At 45.3% G+C, this 17,297-nt stretch carries 10 protein-coding genes; 8 read left to right on the forward strand and 2 right to left on the reverse strand.

Going from position 1 to position 17,297, the window contains the following annotated elements; all coding sequences use genetic code 11:
• Positions 1-158: 158 nt before the first annotated feature.
• Positions 159-4,097: a hemoblobin-interacting domain-containing protein gene (locus HMPREF9124_RS09150; RefSeq protein ID WP_009428394.1), complete on the reverse strand. Its 3,939-nt coding sequence runs from the start codon at positions 4,095-4,097 to the stop codon at positions 159-161.
• Between the two features lie 370 nt (positions 4,098-4,467).
• Between HMPREF9124_RS09150 and HMPREF9124_RS09155 the strand changes: the two genes are divergently transcribed.
• Positions 4,468-6,498 (forward strand): leucine-rich repeat domain-containing protein, encoded by a 2,031-nt coding sequence (locus tag HMPREF9124_RS09155; RefSeq protein ID WP_009427964.1) that lies wholly within the window; start codon positions 4,468-4,470, stop codon positions 6,496-6,498.
• Positions 6,499-6,601: 103 nt separating this feature from the next.
• Here the strand turns inward: HMPREF9124_RS09155 and HMPREF9124_RS09160 are convergent, their stop codons facing one another.
• The gene (locus HMPREF9124_RS09160) at positions 6,602-7,087 is read right to left on the reverse strand and encodes a pyridoxamine 5'-phosphate oxidase family protein (protein WP_009428480.1); all 486 of its coding nucleotides are present in this window, start codon (positions 7,085-7,087) and stop codon (positions 6,602-6,604) included.
• A gap of 292 nt (positions 7,088-7,379) precedes the next feature.
• Here HMPREF9124_RS09160 and HMPREF9124_RS09165 point away from each other — a divergent pair, with 292 nt between their 5' ends.
• From HMPREF9124_RS09165 to HMPREF9124_RS09195, 7 genes are all read left to right on the forward strand, one after another.
• The gene (locus tag HMPREF9124_RS09165) at positions 7,380-9,122 is read left to right on the forward strand and encodes an ABC transporter ATP-binding protein (RefSeq protein ID WP_009427799.1); all 1,743 of its coding nucleotides are present in this window, start codon (positions 7,380-7,382) and stop codon (positions 9,120-9,122) included.
• Positions 9,119-10,855 carry an ABC transporter ATP-binding protein gene (locus HMPREF9124_RS09170; protein WP_009429546.1) on the forward strand — a complete coding sequence of 579 codons (1,737 nt, stop codon included), beginning with the start codon at positions 9,119-9,121 and terminating at the stop codon, positions 10,853-10,855. Before HMPREF9124_RS09165 ends, HMPREF9124_RS09170 begins: the two co-directional genes overlap by 4 nt.
• Before the next feature lie 46 nt (positions 10,856-10,901).
• Positions 10,902-11,486, forward strand: coding sequence for an MptD family putative ECF transporter S component (locus HMPREF9124_RS09175; protein WP_009428968.1), 585 nt, complete (start codon positions 10,902-10,904; stop codon positions 11,484-11,486).
• Between the two features lie 17 nt (positions 11,487-11,503).
• Positions 11,504-12,250: an energy-coupling factor transporter transmembrane component T gene (locus HMPREF9124_RS09180; protein WP_009428817.1), complete on the forward strand. Its 747-nt coding sequence runs from the start codon at positions 11,504-11,506 to the stop codon at positions 12,248-12,250.
• A gap of 19 nt (positions 12,251-12,269) precedes the next feature.
• Complete coding sequence (locus tag HMPREF9124_RS09185) at positions 12,270-13,703, forward strand: ABC transporter ATP-binding protein (protein WP_009428149.1); 1,434 nt, start codon at positions 12,270-12,272, stop codon at positions 13,701-13,703.
• A gap of 271 nt (positions 13,704-13,974) precedes the next feature.
• Complete coding sequence (locus HMPREF9124_RS09190) at positions 13,975-16,140, forward strand: carbohydrate-binding domain-containing protein (protein ID WP_242821582.1); 2,166 nt, start codon at positions 13,975-13,977, stop codon at positions 16,138-16,140.
• Between the two features lie 23 nt (positions 16,141-16,163).
• The gene (locus HMPREF9124_RS09195) at positions 16,164-17,255 is read left to right on the forward strand and encodes a bifunctional glycosyltransferase family 2/GtrA family protein (RefSeq protein WP_009429245.1); all 1,092 of its coding nucleotides are present in this window, start codon (positions 16,164-16,166) and stop codon (positions 17,253-17,255) included.
• The last annotated feature ends 42 nt before the right edge of the window (positions 17,256-17,297 follow it).

Raw genomic sequence — 17,297 nt, forward strand, 5'->3', positions numbered from 1 at the left:
TACCCCGCATTCAGACCTATATTGCAAAGAATCTCTTTATTATTTTATTTTTTTACAACTCCTTCTTTTTATATACAAAAAACGAGTATCACGCTTTAGTGCATGATACTCGTTTTTACAATACGCTTTTACGAAATCATCTTAACAAGCAGAATCGTTTATTCGGCTGTATTTTCAGCGCTTTCTGCAGTTACAGCACTTCCGGTGGTTTCAACACCTTCTGAAGTTTCAGTGCTTTCCATAGTTACAGCGCTTTCTGTAATTTCAGAACCTTCCGTACTTTCTTCCCTCTTTTCTTCGCTATCCAAACTCTCTTCTAAAAACGGATCTTCCAGGAGAGACCGTCTCACTCTGCTCGCAGTACTTGGATAAGAAAGCACTAAATCATTATAGCCTTCGGCTTGTACAATGACCTTGTCTTTTACACCGGTCATTTTCGAACCGGAAATGGAAATTGCATTATGCTTCCCATTGTTGCCGCCGATATCCGTGGTTGCAAAACTGTCTTCTTTGTAATTAACATTTCCTGAATAGTTTATTCTAGTATAAAGCGTGCCATTTACGGAAACAGACTTTACTTTCGCAATGTATGCGGTAACCTCAGCACTCTTTCGATTTCTTCCGAAAGAAACATAGTAAGTTCCTCCAAAAGCCGCTTTCTTCACTTCAGCCCCTTCCGGCACCGCTATGCTATCCGCTTCTTCTTTTCCTTTCAAAGTGACCTTATACTGTAGTTTCTTATAGCCTTCCGCATAGACTTCAATTACATTTTCCCCTTCTACGAAAGCAGAGGGAGAGAGGCAAATAATGCTATAATTTCCGCCGCCATTGTTATTGTGTAACGCGTATGTCGCGTCCTTCCGGTTCACCTCCGTGTAGTAAGATGCTTTCTTATATTCCTCACCGTTTACCACAACTTTGTTGACTTTCTCCAGGTAATCGGTAACATCCTTTTTCGGATACGTCTTCTCCGGCACGAAAGAAAGCACATTTCGATTGTTATATCCTTTCCGGTCTTCCTCAAAGTACTTAACTTCCGGTGCCTCTAGTCCCTTGTCCTCTTCTTCCTTCGGCTCTTCCGGCGTATCGGACTTTTCTTTCACTTGGAAGGTCGTGTTCAGCGTTCCGTTCTGCTCTTTCACTTTCACATAAACGGTGTACTCGCCTGCCTCCTTGAAGCGTCCGGCTTTGATGATCAGTTGGTCATTCTCTTTATCCAAAACGTAGTAATCGTTTCCGGAAATTCCGCCTGCAGATGCATCCAGAAGGGTTTTCACTTCACCGTCCCCCTTCTGTAAAGAAACCCCTGCAAAGCGTAGTATCGCGTTTCTCGGAAGAGAAAGTGTCAGGTCCTTTCCAACTGCGGCTTCTCCTACCAGAGTCGGCTTCTCGGTGATCTCCTCCTGTGTAATCGTAAGAGTAATATCCACCTTCTTGTAGTCCGCTCCCGCATCAAGCGTAATCGTATGCTTTCCGACTTCCGGAGTCGCCGGATTCAGGAAATTAAAGGCATAACGATGCAGGGTAATGGTGCCTTTCTCCGAATCAATTGTGACTCTCTTCGGATAATTGTAATTCATCTGATTTTCACTGCTGCCATCGGTATACACGCCCTGTATCTTCGAAAGGTAGGCTGTGTTATCCGTATGAAGGACAATTTCCTCTCCTTTCTTGATGGTTGTTCCGCTAAAACTCGGTGTATCCTCTCCCTTGTGCTTCTTAAAATCACTCAGACTTCCGAGTGTTCCGTCTTCCAGAACAAATTGTACTTCCGATACCCCGTTAAAATCATCAGCTTTTGCCTCTTCAAGGTACTCGCTATAGGAGCGAATCTTTCCGCCTTTCGTCTCGTCACTCTTCAAGGCATTCATATACTTTTCTACACTGTAGTAGTTTTTTGCCCCCTCATCAAAGAGGTAACCGAAGCGATCAAAGTTCATGCCGTAGTACCAAACAAGAACATTCCGGGCATCTTCGTTTAGGGCTTTGATTTCATTTAAAACCAGGGCATTTTCAAGGAGATCATAGTCAAATACCACATTCACACGGGTATTCACGGTTCCGGTTGCGGAGGACACCCCGTCGTACACGGATTCCTTCCCCTTCTTCCCGGATTCTTTCTTTCCCGCATGGGTGGAAGTTTTTCCGCTTGTTGCCGCAGAAACCGCGTCCGCCTTCTTTCCGCTGTAGGCAGCTCTCGCACTGCTTCTTGCCGCGTCTTCCTGCTTGTCTTCCGTATTCTGTCCTTCTCCCTTATAAACGATAAACTGTTTACTGAGCGTAGGATAGCCGGAATATTTAATCTTAATGGTATACATCCCGGCTTCATCGGTATTCACCGTCTTCTCTTTATTGGAACTCGTGCCGTAGAGGATGAAATTGCCGCCGAAGTTGAAGTAATCATCGATATAGGAAAGCTTCTCCTTCTTTCCACTCGGTTTCTCCAAAGTCACCTGCATATCATCGACTTTGATTTCATTTCCGAAGCTCTCTCCATTCTCGCCGTTAATCCGGAACTTTACTCTCTCTCCGGTCTTCGGTGCCATGGTCTCCTGTGCGATGTCGACCTGGAATCTCGTGTTGCTCTGCAACTCAATCGGAAGAGTGATGACTTCCTCCGTCTTTTTGGAGTGAATCGCCAGGATATATAGTCCGCGAGAACGCATATTGTCCTGTCCGACCGGCACCTGCAATGTGCCTACAAAGCCATGCTTTCCGGATACCGGATCCGTCTTCTTGAAGCTTAAATTCCGATTCAGGACGGTATTGTCCTCATAACGAAGAAGGGAAATCTGATTAATGCCGTTAAACCAGTCTTTCTCCTTATCCGTTCCCAAGCTGAATTCCGCCTTGATTCCTTTTCCGCCGACGCCGTTTCCTTCCGCATCAATAACAACGGGTTTCACATAAAATTCCGCCTGAATGGCATCCAGGTCCTCCTTCTTCTTTTCGAAAAGCGTAAAAGTGCTCTTCTTCGGCGTGAATCTTTCTTTTCCGTCCTTCCCGTTATTCGGAAGAAGACGGTCAAATACGGTCGCCATTCCCTGTGCAAGAAGGTACTTCGGATGATCCTGCGGGTCGCCCGCCGTGACTTCCACCTTGGACTCTTCCGCTTGGGCTTTCCCTTCTTCCAGCTCAATTTCCTCTGTCTTCCCGTCCGATTTTCTGGAAATCACGAGTTTCTTCGGATGGGCAACCGTAGCTCTCCACTTCGCAATCTGCCCGGAATCGTCCACATTCGTGAGAGCGGAGGAAATGTCCGTTCCGTCCACTGTAACGGTATAGTCCTCTTTCGTGCCGTCTAAAAAGGCAAGAGAAAGGAAATTCCCAAGCTCGGTATTCACCAGTTTGGTCTGTGCAGTCGCTACGAGACTTGCTGTCTTGCTCTCCTCTTGTTCTTCTTTCTTGGTATCGTCTTCTTTTGTAGCGCTACCCTTTTTTCCGGAATCTTCCTTCTGCTTGTCCTGACTCGTATTCTGCTCTGCTCCCGAAGAGCCGCTACTTTGTCCACTGCCTCGAGAGCTTCCGCGAAGGCTGCTGCCGCTACGTCCGTCGGAACTTTCTGTTCCGCCTGAAGGAATCGGTCTGTCCGCACCGGCTACCTGCTGTGCATTTTCCGAAGAAGAGAGTCCTTTTCCGTTTTCATACACGGCAACGCCATCTTTTGTCCAGCGTCCGGCACTGTCTACCGTATACCCGTCCGGTGTTGTTCCACCTGTAAAAAGTTCTCCATATCTTGCATTATCTTCCACAATAAAATAATAGCAATAGCCGTCAATCCACTGCCAAGCGCTAAGAAGCCTTCCCGTGAACTGCCCCGATTCCGTACTTAAGAAATAGGACTTCCCATTCAGTGTTAACCAACCTGTCTTTAAACTTCCGTCTTCGGGACTCAAGTAGTACCAATTCTTATTGTAAACCACCCATCCTGTGATCTTCCGATCCTTCTCATCTGTGAAAATCCACTTCTTTTCCTCAACCTTCCAGGAACCGTCCGTATTTACTCTGCCCGTCTCCGCAAAGACTAACGCTGCCGGATTCAACATCAAAGACATCGCCGCAACAACGGCAAGCTTTCGAAACCCACGTTTTACCATGTTCTCTTATTCCTTTCTTTTGCCTGCACTTACACAAAAAATTTCAAAAAATACACTTCTGTCGTTAAAAAATCATATAAAAGAAAAATCCCTTCTTTTAAGTGCTTAAATATATCTTCAAAAGTGTAAGTTTATTAAAATAATTAATTTCAGTGCGTATTTTATATTCGCCTTGACTAACTTATCATTAGTTATAACTAACGTCAATAAAAGAAACGGGAAATTCTATAACAAAAAATTCCCCCGATGCGTGCAATGTGTTATACTTAAAAAGTTCGCAAAAACGAAAGAAAATAGTATGGAGCCTGTCTCCTTTTATGCTGTGGAAACAACTGCATTACCCACAATACGGAAAAGAGGATAGAAGAAGATGAATCTTACAAAAATGGAATGCCCGAATTGTCACGGTACACTCAATATTCCGGAAGGAATGAAGGAAGGTTTTGTTACCTGTGAATATTGCAAGACGAAGGTCTATATCGAGCCGCATAAGCCGAACATTACGCAGAACATTCATATTGATAACCTGAATATGGGCCAGAGAACTGCTCCGGTAAGGCAGGACCTTGGTGCAGTTCAGGCGGCGGCCATCATTGGCGGAATTGTTTTTATTTTCTTTATGTTCATTCTCAGCAACATATTCCGCACGCCTCATACAACTTCTATCGGTTCCACCCAGACGACGGCAACGTTCCGCAGCGTGCCGGAAGACGAAACCGTGAAGAGCTTCGTAGAAAAGGCTTTCGGAAAGCAATTGAAGGATATCACAACGGAGGATTATAACTCCATCGCTGCCCTGTCCATTCATATAGTAAATAGTACCGACTCCGATAAAAGTGAGAAGTGGAAGTTTGACTATGCCAAGTCTGTGAATGAGGACGGCACGGCGAAGGATCCGGAAACCATCTATCTTCCTGCCACGGATAGTCTTGACGAAGCGGATATGCAGGTTTTTACGGGGCTCACCACGCTCTCCCTTGGATATCAGGTGCATTTCAACTATGATACCGACTCCGATGCGAAGACCTTGAAGAGTCTGACCAATCTCCGCTATTTTTCCGGAGAAAATGAGGACTTTCAAACTGTCGCAAAGCTTTTCGCACACCCTGAGCAGATTATCGGTCTCTACAACATGATGCTGGACGATGATGCTACCGGTGATTCCTACTCCGACGAAAATACAGAAGGAGAAGATCCGGATGCTTTTTTTAAAGCATTTTCTTCTCTGGAAGAGCTCACCGTTCATATCGATGATGACTATACGAAGGGGCTTCTGTTCCTTCGAAACTTTCCGAATCTCAAGACGCTTGCTCTTGGGTTTTATGGAGACAAGCCCACGGACCTTTCCCCTCTTTCTTCTTTAAGTAGCCTGAGTAAGCTGGACCTCTTGGGAACGAATGATTCTACCATGGAAAATATCGGGGTACTTTCCGGTATGCCACAGCTGGAACAGCTTTCCTTACGGAATTTAAAGGATGTGAAGGACTTAAACTTCGTGCAGAACATGCCGAAATTAAAGTCCCTGAACCTGGAAGATCTTGCGATTTTGAATCTGGACGGTCTATCGGGGCATCTTTCCTTAAACAGCCTCTCCATTGACTGCTCTTCTCTGGAAAATGTTAACGCGCTCAGCACCCTCAGTTCTTTACAGACACTTTCCCTCGGCTATCACACGTATGATATTCCCGACTTACACGGGTTAAGCGCGCTGGAAAATGTGAAGTGTTATTCCATGGACCGAGATTCCATTTCCCACATGCCTTCCATAAAGAATCTCACCGTCGATAATTACGGTAGTGAATACAGTGCCGATTTTCTGCAGGGAATGAATGCTTTAACGAACCTTACCATCATAGGAAACGGCATTACCGATGAGGTGGAGCCGGACCTCGGGCCTGTCCTTCGAGCGCTTCCCTCTCTTTCAAGGCTGGAATTTCAGGATTCCCCCTTCAGCCGCTATAAGGATTATACAGAGACGTTTACAAATACCGGGGTAAAAGAACTTCTTTTCACTCCGAACAAAAACCAAGTAGCAAGTAATGATCCTGTCCTTCCCGTTTCCCTAAGCCGCATGGCGGATGACAACACGGTAGAGAGCCTGACCCTCACACAGGCCATTCTTAGGAATGTGGATAACGAGTCGGAAGATTTTTCCGCCAATATTCAGCCTTTCCTTTCTCATTACAAGGCCTTAAAGCGTCTCGATATCAGTAACAATAAACTGCAAAGCCTGGATTGTCTGAATGGTCTGACTACACTGGAAGAAGTGGATTTCTCGAATAACTATATCTCCGACATCTCCGTTCTTCGGAATCTCCCGAACCTAAAGAGAGTGAAAATGAGCGGAAACTCCATCGTGAATGCGGAGCTTCTACCCGATGGAGTAGAAGTAGTGGGATAAAGCAAAGAATTTTGTAATACCAAAGACTGTCATATTTGAAATACTTGAAGGGGCTGTAAAAAATCAAAATGGTTTTTTACAGCCCCTTTGATAAGTTTTACTTCTATGCTTCTTTTACGAGTTTTCCGGTCATTCGGTCAATCGTCATCACAAGCACATTTACCCTGCTTCCCGCGTTTCTGATTTCTTCTTCTATGGATTCTTTCGTCGGATAGAAGCGTTCTGCAAGCTTTCTGCAAATGGAAAGCACCTTATCCCGATTCTCTACGATTTCCATTCTTCCGAGGCAAACGACCGAATGAAAATGCCAAGGCCACTCTCCTTCTTTCTTAAATCCTTCGTCCAACACCGTAAAGCAAACTTTGTTGTTCTTTGTGATGAGATCCAGCTTTAGTCCCTGCAACGCTCCGTGAAAATAAAGTTTTCCGTCTTCTTCGTTATAGAATTGATTTAAGGGAATAGCATAGGGATAACCGTTTTCTCCGTGAAGAGCAAGTACTCCTCTCGGGGCTTCTTTCAGTACCTTTCTACATTCCTCCTCCGTAATTTCTTGCTTAAATCGACGCATTTTTCTGAATTCTTCTTCCATTGAACCTTCCATCCTTCCTCATTTCATAAGCTGAAACAGTCAGAAAACTATAGCATAGGGAAAAACTTTTTCCTATACTCTTCCACTATTAAAAAATGAATATCTTGTCCCCATCCCATTTTTTCTATTTAAAAAATTTATCCTTAAAAATAAACTATTTATAGAGAACGATGGACAAAATACGAGTCTTCTTATTGTTATATAAGACTAACTATTATATGATAGAGATTATTCTTTTGTATGTCTTTTATGATTTTAGATAGTTATTACTAACAATATTTAGGAGGCACCCATGAACGTTTACAAAAAAGTATTTCACTACGTTCCGGAAAAAATCGTGCCGGGAATCCTTTCTATCCTGACTTCCCTTCTTTCCGGAGTGATTCTGGTCTACGCCTATATGCTCCTCTACTTCTTTCTGGAAAATCTCATCCTTTTCCGAGACGAAGGGCAAAGCTACACCATGAGTCTGAAAATTGTTCTTGCCCTTACCCTGGCAGGACTTTGCTATCTCTTTTCCGGTGTCTTATCCCACATCTTTGCCTTCCGCCTGGAGACGAATCTCCGGAAGAAAGGGATTGAAGGACTGGCATCCGCTTCATTTCGTTTTTATGACCTGCATTCTTCCGGTTATATTCGGAAAACCATTGACAGTAACGCAGAGAAAACCCATCAGGCAGTGGCCCACATGATTCCGGACAGTGCTCAGGCTTTCCTTGTACCCCTCCTAAGCCTTGCCCTCGGCTTCTTTGTGAGTCTTCGGGTAGGGGTAATTCTCCTGCTTCTGGTTCTCGTTAGCGGCTTCTTCCTCCAGAAAATGATGGGCGGCAGCCAATTTATGAAGTTTTATCAGGAATCCTTAAATCATCTCAGTGCGGAAACCGTGGAGTATGTTCGGGGTATTCAGGTCGTAAAGCTCTTCGGAAATCGCTTGCAAAGCTTCAAAGCCATGAAAGAAGCCATTGAAAACTATGCAAAATACGCCTTTGAATACAGTTTAAGCTGTAAAACGCCCTATGTTCTCTACCAATGGATCTTCCTAGGATTAATTCCGATTCTTTCGATTCCCCTGTCCTTTCTTCTGGTAAAAGAACCCCAACCCGAAAAACTGATTATCGATTTGATTATGATTTTCTTTCTGGACGGCGTCATCATGGTAGCTTTCATGAAAATCATGTGGTCCGGCATGTACATTTTCAATGCAAGCTTTGCCATCGACGAAATGGAAAAGCTCTACAAGGCAATGCAGGAAGACAGCCTACAATACGGCAAAGAAGAAAATTTCCCCAATTACAGCATGGAGTTTCAAGATGTAGATTTCTCCTACGGAGACAAGAAAGTTTTGGAAGGGCTTTCCTTCCGTTTGGAAGAAGGAAAAAGCTATGCCCTTGTGGGGCACTCCGGTTCGGGAAAATCCACCATTGCAAAGCTTTTCTCCGGCTTCTACAAAGCGGATAAAGGACAGATTCGAATCGGAGATCTCCCCATTGAAAGCTACAGCAAAAATGCCCTTTGTAAGGCTATCTCCTTCGTTTTCCAGGACAGCAAGCTCTTCCATAAGACGATTTATGAAAATGTGCTGTTAGGAAAGCCGGATGCTGCTGCGGAAGAAGTCCATCACGCTTTGGACTTGGCAGGTTGCAGAGAAATTCTGGAGCGTTTTCCCGAGAAAGAAAATACCTTAATCGGTGCAAAAGGCGTTTACCTTTCCGGTGGCGAAAAGCAGAGAATCGCCATTGCCAGAGCCATCTTAAAGGATGCCCCCATCGTGATTCTGGACGAAGCCAGCGCCTCCATCGATGCAGATCAGGAGTATGCCCTGCAAAATGCTTTTAAGAATCTGATTCAGGGGAAAACCGTGATTATGATTGCCCACCGCCTTTCCAGTATTCAGGGACTCCATGAAATCCTTGTTTTGGAAGAGGGAAAGATCGTGGAACGGGGAAGCAGTAAAGAGCTTCTGCAAAAAGACAGTCGTTATAAAAAGCTCTGGGCGCTTTATCAAACTACGGAAGATTGGAGGATAAACAAATGATGAATTGGTTCAAAAAACAGTTCTCCCTTACGGAGCAGGGCGCAAAAAACCTGCAAAAAGCCAGCCTCTACTGCTTTCTTACTTACTGCATCAATATGGGTCCCGTTACGCTCTTACTGTATATCGCGAATCTCCTTCTGGAAAATGCGGGTAGGAAAGCCTTCACGCCATGGGAGCTGATTGTTCCGGCTCTCATAATCCTATTCTTCCTCTACCTCCTGCTTTCCAAGGAATATGTCTGTCTCTATAACGCAACCTACAAAGAATCGGCGAATCTGAGAAAAAACATTGCAGAAACCTTAGCAGACCTGCCCATTGCCTATTTTTCCCGGCATGACTTAAGCGATTTGTCGGAAAGCATTATGTCTGACGTGGAAAGGATTGAACACGCCTTAAGCCATTCTGTTCCCAAAATCGTAGCCATGTTTTTCTTCTTCCCGATTATGGGGATCCTGATGTGCTTCTCAAACTGGAAGCTGTCCCTTGCCACCCTTCTCCCTACGATTTTCAGCTTTCTTTTAGTGCCCTTATCCAGAAAGCTCGTGCTACAAAACAATCAGAAGTACTATCATCTTTTGCGGGAAAATGCGGAAGCTTTCCAGGAACATATCGACCTACATCAGGAAATCAGCAGCTTTCTCCCTGACAGGGAGGTTAAAGAAGCCTTATTTCAAAAAATGGACCTGCAAGAAAAGCTCCACCTAAAGACGGAAATGGGCTCCTTTATCGTCATGGGATGCTCTTCCATTTTTGCTTTCTTAAGTGTGGCCACGGTGATTTTCGTCGGTTTCCCACTCTATCAAAGCGGCAGTATTTCCATCCTCTACTTCTTAGGCTTTATCATCGCCTCCATGAAATTAAAGGAAATCTTCGACATTTCCAAGGAAAGCATGATGGAGATCTTCTATATCGCACCGGCGGTGCAGCGCATCTCCGAAATCAAGGCTGCAAAGAAGCAGGAAGGAGTGAGCACAGCGCTTTCCGACTTCTCCATTGACTTTCAGGATGTGTCCTTCTCCTACAATGAAGACAGGACGATTCTAAAAGACGTCTCCATGTCGGTAAAGGAAGGAGAACTTTTCGCTTTAGTAGGCCCCTCCGGCTGCGGAAAAACCACCATTTTACGCTTACTCTCCAGACTTTATGATGCAAAGTCCGGAAAGATTTTCATCGGTGGAAAGGATTTACAAAACACAGCCACCGACTCCATTTTCCAAAAAATCTCCATAGTCTTTCAGGAAGTGAACCTCTTTAATACCACCATTCTGGAAAATATCCGTCTGGGAAGAGGGGATGCCACGGAGGAGGAAGTGCGGGAAGCGGCACGTCTTGCCAACTGCCTGGACTTTATAGAAAAGCTTCCCGATGGCTTCCAAACAAGAATTGGAGAAAACGGCGCAGAGCTCTCCGGCGGAGAAAGACAGCGACTTTCTATCGCCAGAGCCTTCCTAAAGGATGCTCCTATACTCCTCTTAGATGAAATTGCCGCGAATCTGGATATTGATAACGAAAGAAAAATTCAGGAAAGCCTTAGCAGCTTAATCCGCGGAAAAAACCGAACTGTCGTACTCATTTCCCACCGCTTAAAGTCCATCGAGAAAGCAGACCGTATCTTGGTGCTGTCCTCCGGAGAGGTGGATGCGGTGGGTACCCACGAAGAACTGCTGGAGCACTCCAAGGTCTATCGGAATCTGGTAGAAAAGAGCCGGCTTGCCGAAGAATTCAGCTATTAAACCGTTTTATGAAAGAAGCTTTACCTTATGAAAGGAGATATGCTTTATGAATAGAAACAAACTGACCATTAAAGACCTGGTGTCCATCGGCGTTTTTGCCGTGATTTACTTTATCTGTATGTTTGCTGTGGGGATGATGGGCGTCATTCCGATTTTATTTCTTGTCTACCCTGCTGCCTACGCGCTTATCGGCGGACCTATCGTCATGCTCTTTATGGCGAAGGTGAATAAACCCTTCGGGCTTCTCATTTTCGGCATGATTACCCCCTGTATCATGTTCCTATTCGGACATACCTTTGTGGTGCCCCTCCTCTCCCTTCTCTTCTGCCTCCTTGCAGAAGGCATCCGGCGGATGGGAAACTATCAGTCCGGCTCTGCCACGATGCTAAGCTATGCAATTTTTAGTCTCTGGCCCTGCAATTCCCTTCTGCAAATGCTTCTTTTGAAAGAGCGTTATATGGAGATGGTTATCAAAGAAATGGGAGAGAATTACGGAAATGCCATTGAAAAGCTGATTAGCGTACAAAATATGGCTATCGTTTATGTCTGCACCTTCCTTTTTGGCCTTCTCGGTGCCTTTCTCGGCAGAAAGCTATTGAAAAAGCATTTTGAAAAAGCGGGAATTGTATAGCAAGACGGAGTAAAATAATGCAAAATAAAAGTAATTTAGAGCGTACCATCAAAGAAAAGCCCTGGGCGGAAAAGCGGAATCCCTTTAATCCAAACCCGCTTACGAAGCTTCTCGTTTTGCTGTTTTTAGGCTTTACGATCATGCACTATCTTCCCTTTTACGGAGAGTGGGCAGTGGTGCTTCTCTTCTCTGTCTTCTTCTTTCTGAACGGTTTTCGAAGAACTGCGCTGTTCGCTCCTCTTGTTTTCGCCGCACTCTGCTTTATTCCGGGGTATTCCGCCCAGTATTTTATGCCGGTCCCTTTACGTATTCTGTTTTCCTTTCTCTATATTTTTCGTCTGCTTTTTTTACCCTATCTTGCAGGAAGTTTTTTCCTGAGGACTTCGGATGTGGGCGCCATCTTAAGCTCCATGGATTTTCTCCATATCCCCCAATGCATTTCCATCCCTATAGCCGTGATGTTCCGGTTTTTTCCCGCCTTCACGGAAGAGAAAAAAGCCATTGAACGAGCCATGAAGATACGAGGGATTCAGACCTGGAACCCGATGCAGAATCTGCTCTATGTTTCCATTCCGCTCCTCATCATTTCCGCGAATATCGCGGAGGATATCGCGAAGGCGGCGGAATGCAAATGCATCGAGAATCCCGTCAAAAAGACGCGCTACAATACGGTTCGTCTGCAAATCGTGGACGCTGTTTTTCTATTTTGTATCCTGCTGATACTGGGGCTAAGCTATTTTGGAGTTCACTTACTACACTATTGACGGTAAAAAAGGAGTTTTTATGCTTGCTTTCGAAAATTTTTTTCTATCCTACGGAGATTCCGCCCCGGTGCTACAGGATATTTCCCTCACAATGAAAGAGGGGGAATGTCTGCTTCTTACGGGAGAAAGCGGCAGTGGGAAATCCTCCCTGATTCATGCCGTAAACGGTCTGGCTTACCAGTACTACAACGGAAAAAGCAGGGGGAAAGTCCTTTTTCAGGGAGAAGACTTGTCTTCCCTTCCCATTTACAAAATCGCCCTACGAATTGCCACCGTTTTTCAAAATCCGAAAACCCATTTTTTTAATATTAACACCACAAGAGAATTGCTTTTCACCATGGAAAATATGGGACTGGACCGAGCTGAAATGGACAGGCGAATGGAAGCGCTTCTCTCCATTTTCCCCATTGAAAAACTGCTGGGACGAAATATCTTCGCCTTATCCGGAGGAGAAAAACAGATTCTTGCCCTTGCTTCCGCCTACCTCTCCGGCTGTCCCTTTCTTGTTCTGGACGAGCCCTCTTCTAATCTGGACGAAGGCTCCATTGCCGTTCTAAAAACCATGCTCCATACCCTAAAAGAAAAAGGGATGTCGATTCTTGTGGCTGAACATCGCCTTTACTATCTGATGGACTTCGTTGACCGGGTAGCCTTTTTAGAAGAGGGAAGACTCAGCAAGTTATTTTCCCGGGAGGATTTTCTGGCGCTTCCGGAGGAAAATATCAAAGCCATGGGGCTTCGTGCAAGAACGAAACCAAGCCTTTCTCTTCCGGAATGGAAAAATGAAGGAGCGTTAAAATATCAAAAGGAAGAACACTGTGCTTCTTTTTCCTTTGGAAAGATTTACGGTATTGTGGGAGAAAACGGAATTGGCAAGTCCACCTTCCTTCGTAAACTCAGCGGCTTAGAGAATGAAAGAGGAAGTCATTTCTCCCTGTTCGGAAAAGAGCTCTCAAAAAGACAGCGTCTTGCTCTTTCCGCTATGGTTATGCAGGACGTGAATCAGCAATTGTTCGGAGACTCCGTGGAAGAAGAAATGGAACTGGGGAAGACAGGACAAAAACGAAGTCTGAAAGAGAGATACGAGGGGATAATAGACGGGCAGGAAAACGAACAAAACAAGCCAAAGCCATGTCATACGACAAAAGAAGAACTCCTCAGCACACTGGGACTTTCCGCGTTAAAGGACCGCCATCCCATGAGTCTTTCCGGCGGGCAGAAGCAACGACTGGCCATTGCCGCAACCCTCTATCAGGAGGCAAAGCTTTTCTTCTTTGATGAGCCCACCAGCGGGATGGATCAGAAGAATATGCTTCGTATCGCCCGTCTCTTAAAGTCCGCCATTCGAGAGGATCGAATCTTCTTCATTGTGTCTCACGACTATGCCTTTTTACAGGAGGTGGCGGATGAGGTGGTGGAAATGGATTGTTTAACGGGAAAGCTTTCTAAATAAGAAGACATCTTCCTCGGTTTACTGACAACCACTAAGAAACAATCTTTTTCCCACGTAATCTCCCCTTTTCTCCGTAAAACACTCCCTCCCCAATCAGACCATTCCCGTTCTTTTTTTATCTTCATATTATCTTTTATCTTTTCACATTATCTTCACAAATTCCTCGAAATTTTTCAGTTTCATTTCAGCTTCACTTTGTATTCTCGTTGCAGGAAAGGAAATGAGTCCTTCCCCAAAATCAGAGAACAACTTTAATCGAAAAGAGGAGCTTATGAAAAAGAATATTAAAAACAAGAAAAACGTAGCCTTATCCCTTTTGGGAATCGGAATGGTACTGGCCTTAAATGCCTGCAGCGCATCCGGACAGAATGCGAATGCCGCAACCCTTTCTAATGCTGAAGCCATTACCAAGGGCGAGAAAACCGTCATTACCATTCAAAATGATACAGTTTCCATTAATGGCAACGGCGCAACAGCAGACGGAAAAACCATCACCATCAACGAAGCGGGAACTTATCAGTTTAGCGGAAAGCTCAGTGAAGGACAGATCAAACTGAAAACTGACGGCAATGTAAACTTTATCTTCGATAATTTCTCCCTATCTAACTCGAAAGTCGCCCCGATTGTCGGAGAAACAGGGAATCTGAATATTTACCTTAATGAAAATACGGAAAATACGGTAAGCGATCAGAGAGCCGCCAATACGGAAGAGGAAAATACTTCTACTGAAAGTACAAATGCACAGAATGGAGATGGTAACTCTCATGAAAACACAAAGACCGATACCGCAGAAGAAGCCTATGATGCGGCTATCTACAGTGAAAACGACATCACGATATCCGGAAAAGGAAAGCTCACGGTAGAGGGTGGCTATGAGGACGCCATTCACAGTAAGACGAATCTTACCATTGAAAATGGAACTTACACCATCACTGCTTCTCACCACGGTTTAAACGCGAAGAAGCTCCTTACCGTAAAGGACGGTTCCTTGGATATCACAACGGTAGAGGACGCACTGCACTCGAAGGGTGACGTCACAGTTGAAAAAGGGACCATCGACATCAACGCGGGAGACGATGCGCTCCATGCAGATAATACCCTGACGGTGAAGGACGGTACCATTAATATCAAGAACTCCAACGAGGACTTGGAAGGAATTACCGTAAATGTGGAAGGCGGAGACATTGCCATTTCTTCCACGGATGACGGCATTAATGCTGCCGGAGAGTCCGAAGACGACTCCAGCGTAAATTACGCTATCAATATCTCCGGAGGAACTATCAAGATTGTTCCGGGTGGAGACGGTATCGACTCAAACGGAGACCTGAATGTGTCCGGCGGAACCATTATTGTAGACGGTCCCTCTGACGGCGGTAATGCCCCGATTGACTATGACGGTACGGCAACCGTGACTGGCGGCACCATCCTTGCAAGCGGTAATTCCGGGATGTTCCAGGGATTTAACGGAAACAATTCCACACAGAACAGTATTGTTTACTATTTAAGCGGAAACGGCAGTGCCGGAGACACGATAAAAATCAGTGATGAGTCCGGAAAAGAACTCTTCTCTGCAAGCAATCTCGCACAGAGCTACAATGCCGTGCTTTACAGCAGTCCGGAGCTGGAAAACGGTAAGACCTATAAAGTGAGCGCCGGCAGCAATGAAGAATCCGTAACCATCAATAACACCACCAATACCATCGGAAACGGCGGTATGGGAATGGGAATGGGCATGGGACAGCCTCCAATGATGGGTAACAACGGGCAGAACGACGGTAATGATCAGGGACGCCCACCAATGCCTCCTATGGGTGAAAACAGTCAAGGCGAAATGCAAGGTCAGCCTCCTATGGGCGGCCGTAACGGAAAGCACGGCGGCCATGGACAGAACAATAGTCAGAATGACATGGGACAGCCTCCGATGATGGGCAACAACGGGCAGAACGACGGTAATGATCAGGGACGCCCACCAATGCCTCCCATGGGTGAAAACGGTCAAGGCGGAATGCAGGGACAGCCTCCTATGGGTGGACAGGGCCAACGTGGCGGACGTGGCCAGAATAATGGTCAAAATGGTATGGGTCAACCCCCGATGATGGGCAACAACGGGCAGAACGACGGTAATGACCAGGGACGCCCACCAATGCCTCCCATGGGTGAAAACGGTCAAGGCGGAATGCAGGGTCAACCTCCGATGATGGGAAGCAACGAACAGCATAGCGGACAACATCAGGATCAGGGACAAAATTCCGGCTCCAAGAAAAAGAATAAGTCCAAAAGTAGCAGCAATAAAAATTCCCAACATAATAAACCGCAGAAGCCGAACAATGCCGGAAGTGCAAAGCCAAACAATAATGAAGCCAACTCACAAAAACAGAATACAAATAATGCAGCAAAACCAAATGATGCTACAAGTGGAAGCACACCGACCAATTAGGAGCTTCCCGGAAAGGAGAAAGCATGAAAAGACAATTCGCCCTAATACCGGCCTATAAACCGAACGAAAATTTGATTTCCTTTATACAGTCTCTGGAAACAAGGGGACTCGAGGTAGTAGTGGTGAATGACGGCTCAGGGGAAGACTATCTTCCCCTCTTCCATAAAATCCAGGAGCAGAGCCTTGCAACAGTAATTCACCTCGAGAAAAATCAAGGGAAGGGCGCAGCCTTAAAAGCAGGGCTTTCCTACCTGAATACCGTAAACGATGACTTTCAAGTCATCACCCTCGATGCGGACGGGCAGCATTCCATACAGGATGCTCTCTTCCTCCTACAGAGGTCCCTAGAGAACGAAGGAAGCCTTCTTCTCGGATCCAGGGCACAGTCCAAAGACTCTCCGCTCCGTTCCCGAATCGGAAATTACATTACAAAAAAGGTATTTTCTCTCACTACCGGTGTAAAGGTAGAGGACACTCAGACCGGAATGCGAGCCTTCTCAAAACAACTGATTCCGAAGCTTCTCAAAATTCAGGGAAATCGCTACGAGTACGAGATGAATATGCTTTTAGACTTTGCAAAGGAGGGAATTCCTATTCGAGAATATCCTATTGAAACCATTTACATTAACGACAATGAAGAAAGTCACTTTGATACCGTGAAGGATTCCATCCGGATTTACAGCCAGATTTTGAAGTTTATCTCAAGCTCCCTGCTCTCCTTCTGTATCGACTTTCTGCTCTATACCTTGAGCTTTTCCCTAAGCGGAAGCATCCTTTTTTCAAATGCTTTTGCCCGACTCATTTCCTTACACTGCAACTTTTTTATGAATCAAAACTATGTTTTCCAAAATGCTTCCGAGGGCACAAAGAGAGAGCATTTAAAAGAATACCTCTCCTACCTGGGACTTGCCCTATCTCTCTTTGCCATGAACACGCTGCTCTTAAGTGCTGTCGTAGAGATCCTCGGCGTGAACGCCTACCTGGCAAAAATCATCACCGAAATTCTCTTGTTTATCCTGTCCTACTTTGTACAGAAGCACCTCATTTTTTCCAAACAGGAAAATGCACCGTTTCACAATGAAAATATACCTTTTCGCAACGAATACACCGCGTGAAGCACAGACAACGCACCGAGAATGCACCGTGTGAATCGAGAG

The organism is Oribacterium sp. oral taxon 108 str. F0425, from assembly GCF_000214455.1.
Lineage (GTDB): Bacteria > Bacillota > Clostridia > Lachnospirales > Lachnospiraceae > Oribacterium > Oribacterium asaccharolyticum.

Excerpts from the sequence above, each read along its gene's own strand:
- HMPREF9124_RS09165 (WP_009427799.1), top strand. The coding sequence starts at position 7,380 with ATGAACGTTTACAAAAAAGTATTTCACTACGTTCCGGAAAAAATCGTG.
- HMPREF9124_RS09180 (WP_009428817.1), top strand. The coding sequence starts at position 11,504 with ATGCAAAATAAAAGTAATTTAGAGCGTACCATCAAAGAAAAGCCCTGG.
- HMPREF9124_RS09175 (WP_009428968.1), top strand. The coding sequence starts at position 10,902 with ATGAATAGAAACAAACTGACCATTAAAGACCTGGTGTCCATCGGCGTT.
- HMPREF9124_RS09155 (WP_009427964.1), top strand. The coding sequence starts at position 4,468 with ATGAATCTTACAAAAATGGAATGCCCGAATTGTCACGGTACACTCAAT.
- HMPREF9124_RS09150 (WP_009428394.1), bottom strand. The coding sequence starts at position 4,097 with ATGGTAAAACGTGGGTTTCGAAAGCTTGCCGTTGTTGCGGCGATGTCT.
- HMPREF9124_RS09190 (WP_242821582.1), top strand. The coding sequence starts at position 13,975 with ATGAAAAAGAATATTAAAAACAAGAAAAACGTAGCCTTATCCCTTTTG.
- HMPREF9124_RS09195 (WP_009429245.1), top strand. The coding sequence starts at position 16,164 with ATGAAAAGACAATTCGCCCTAATACCGGCCTATAAACCGAACGAAAAT.
- HMPREF9124_RS09160 (WP_009428480.1), bottom strand. The coding sequence starts at position 7,087 with ATGGAAGAAGAATTCAGAAAAATGCGTCGATTTAAGCAAGAAATTACG.
- HMPREF9124_RS09185 (WP_009428149.1), top strand. The coding sequence starts at position 12,270 with ATGCTTGCTTTCGAAAATTTTTTTCTATCCTACGGAGATTCCGCCCCG.
- HMPREF9124_RS09170 (WP_009429546.1), top strand. The coding sequence starts at position 9,119 with ATGATGAATTGGTTCAAAAAACAGTTCTCCCTTACGGAGCAGGGCGCA.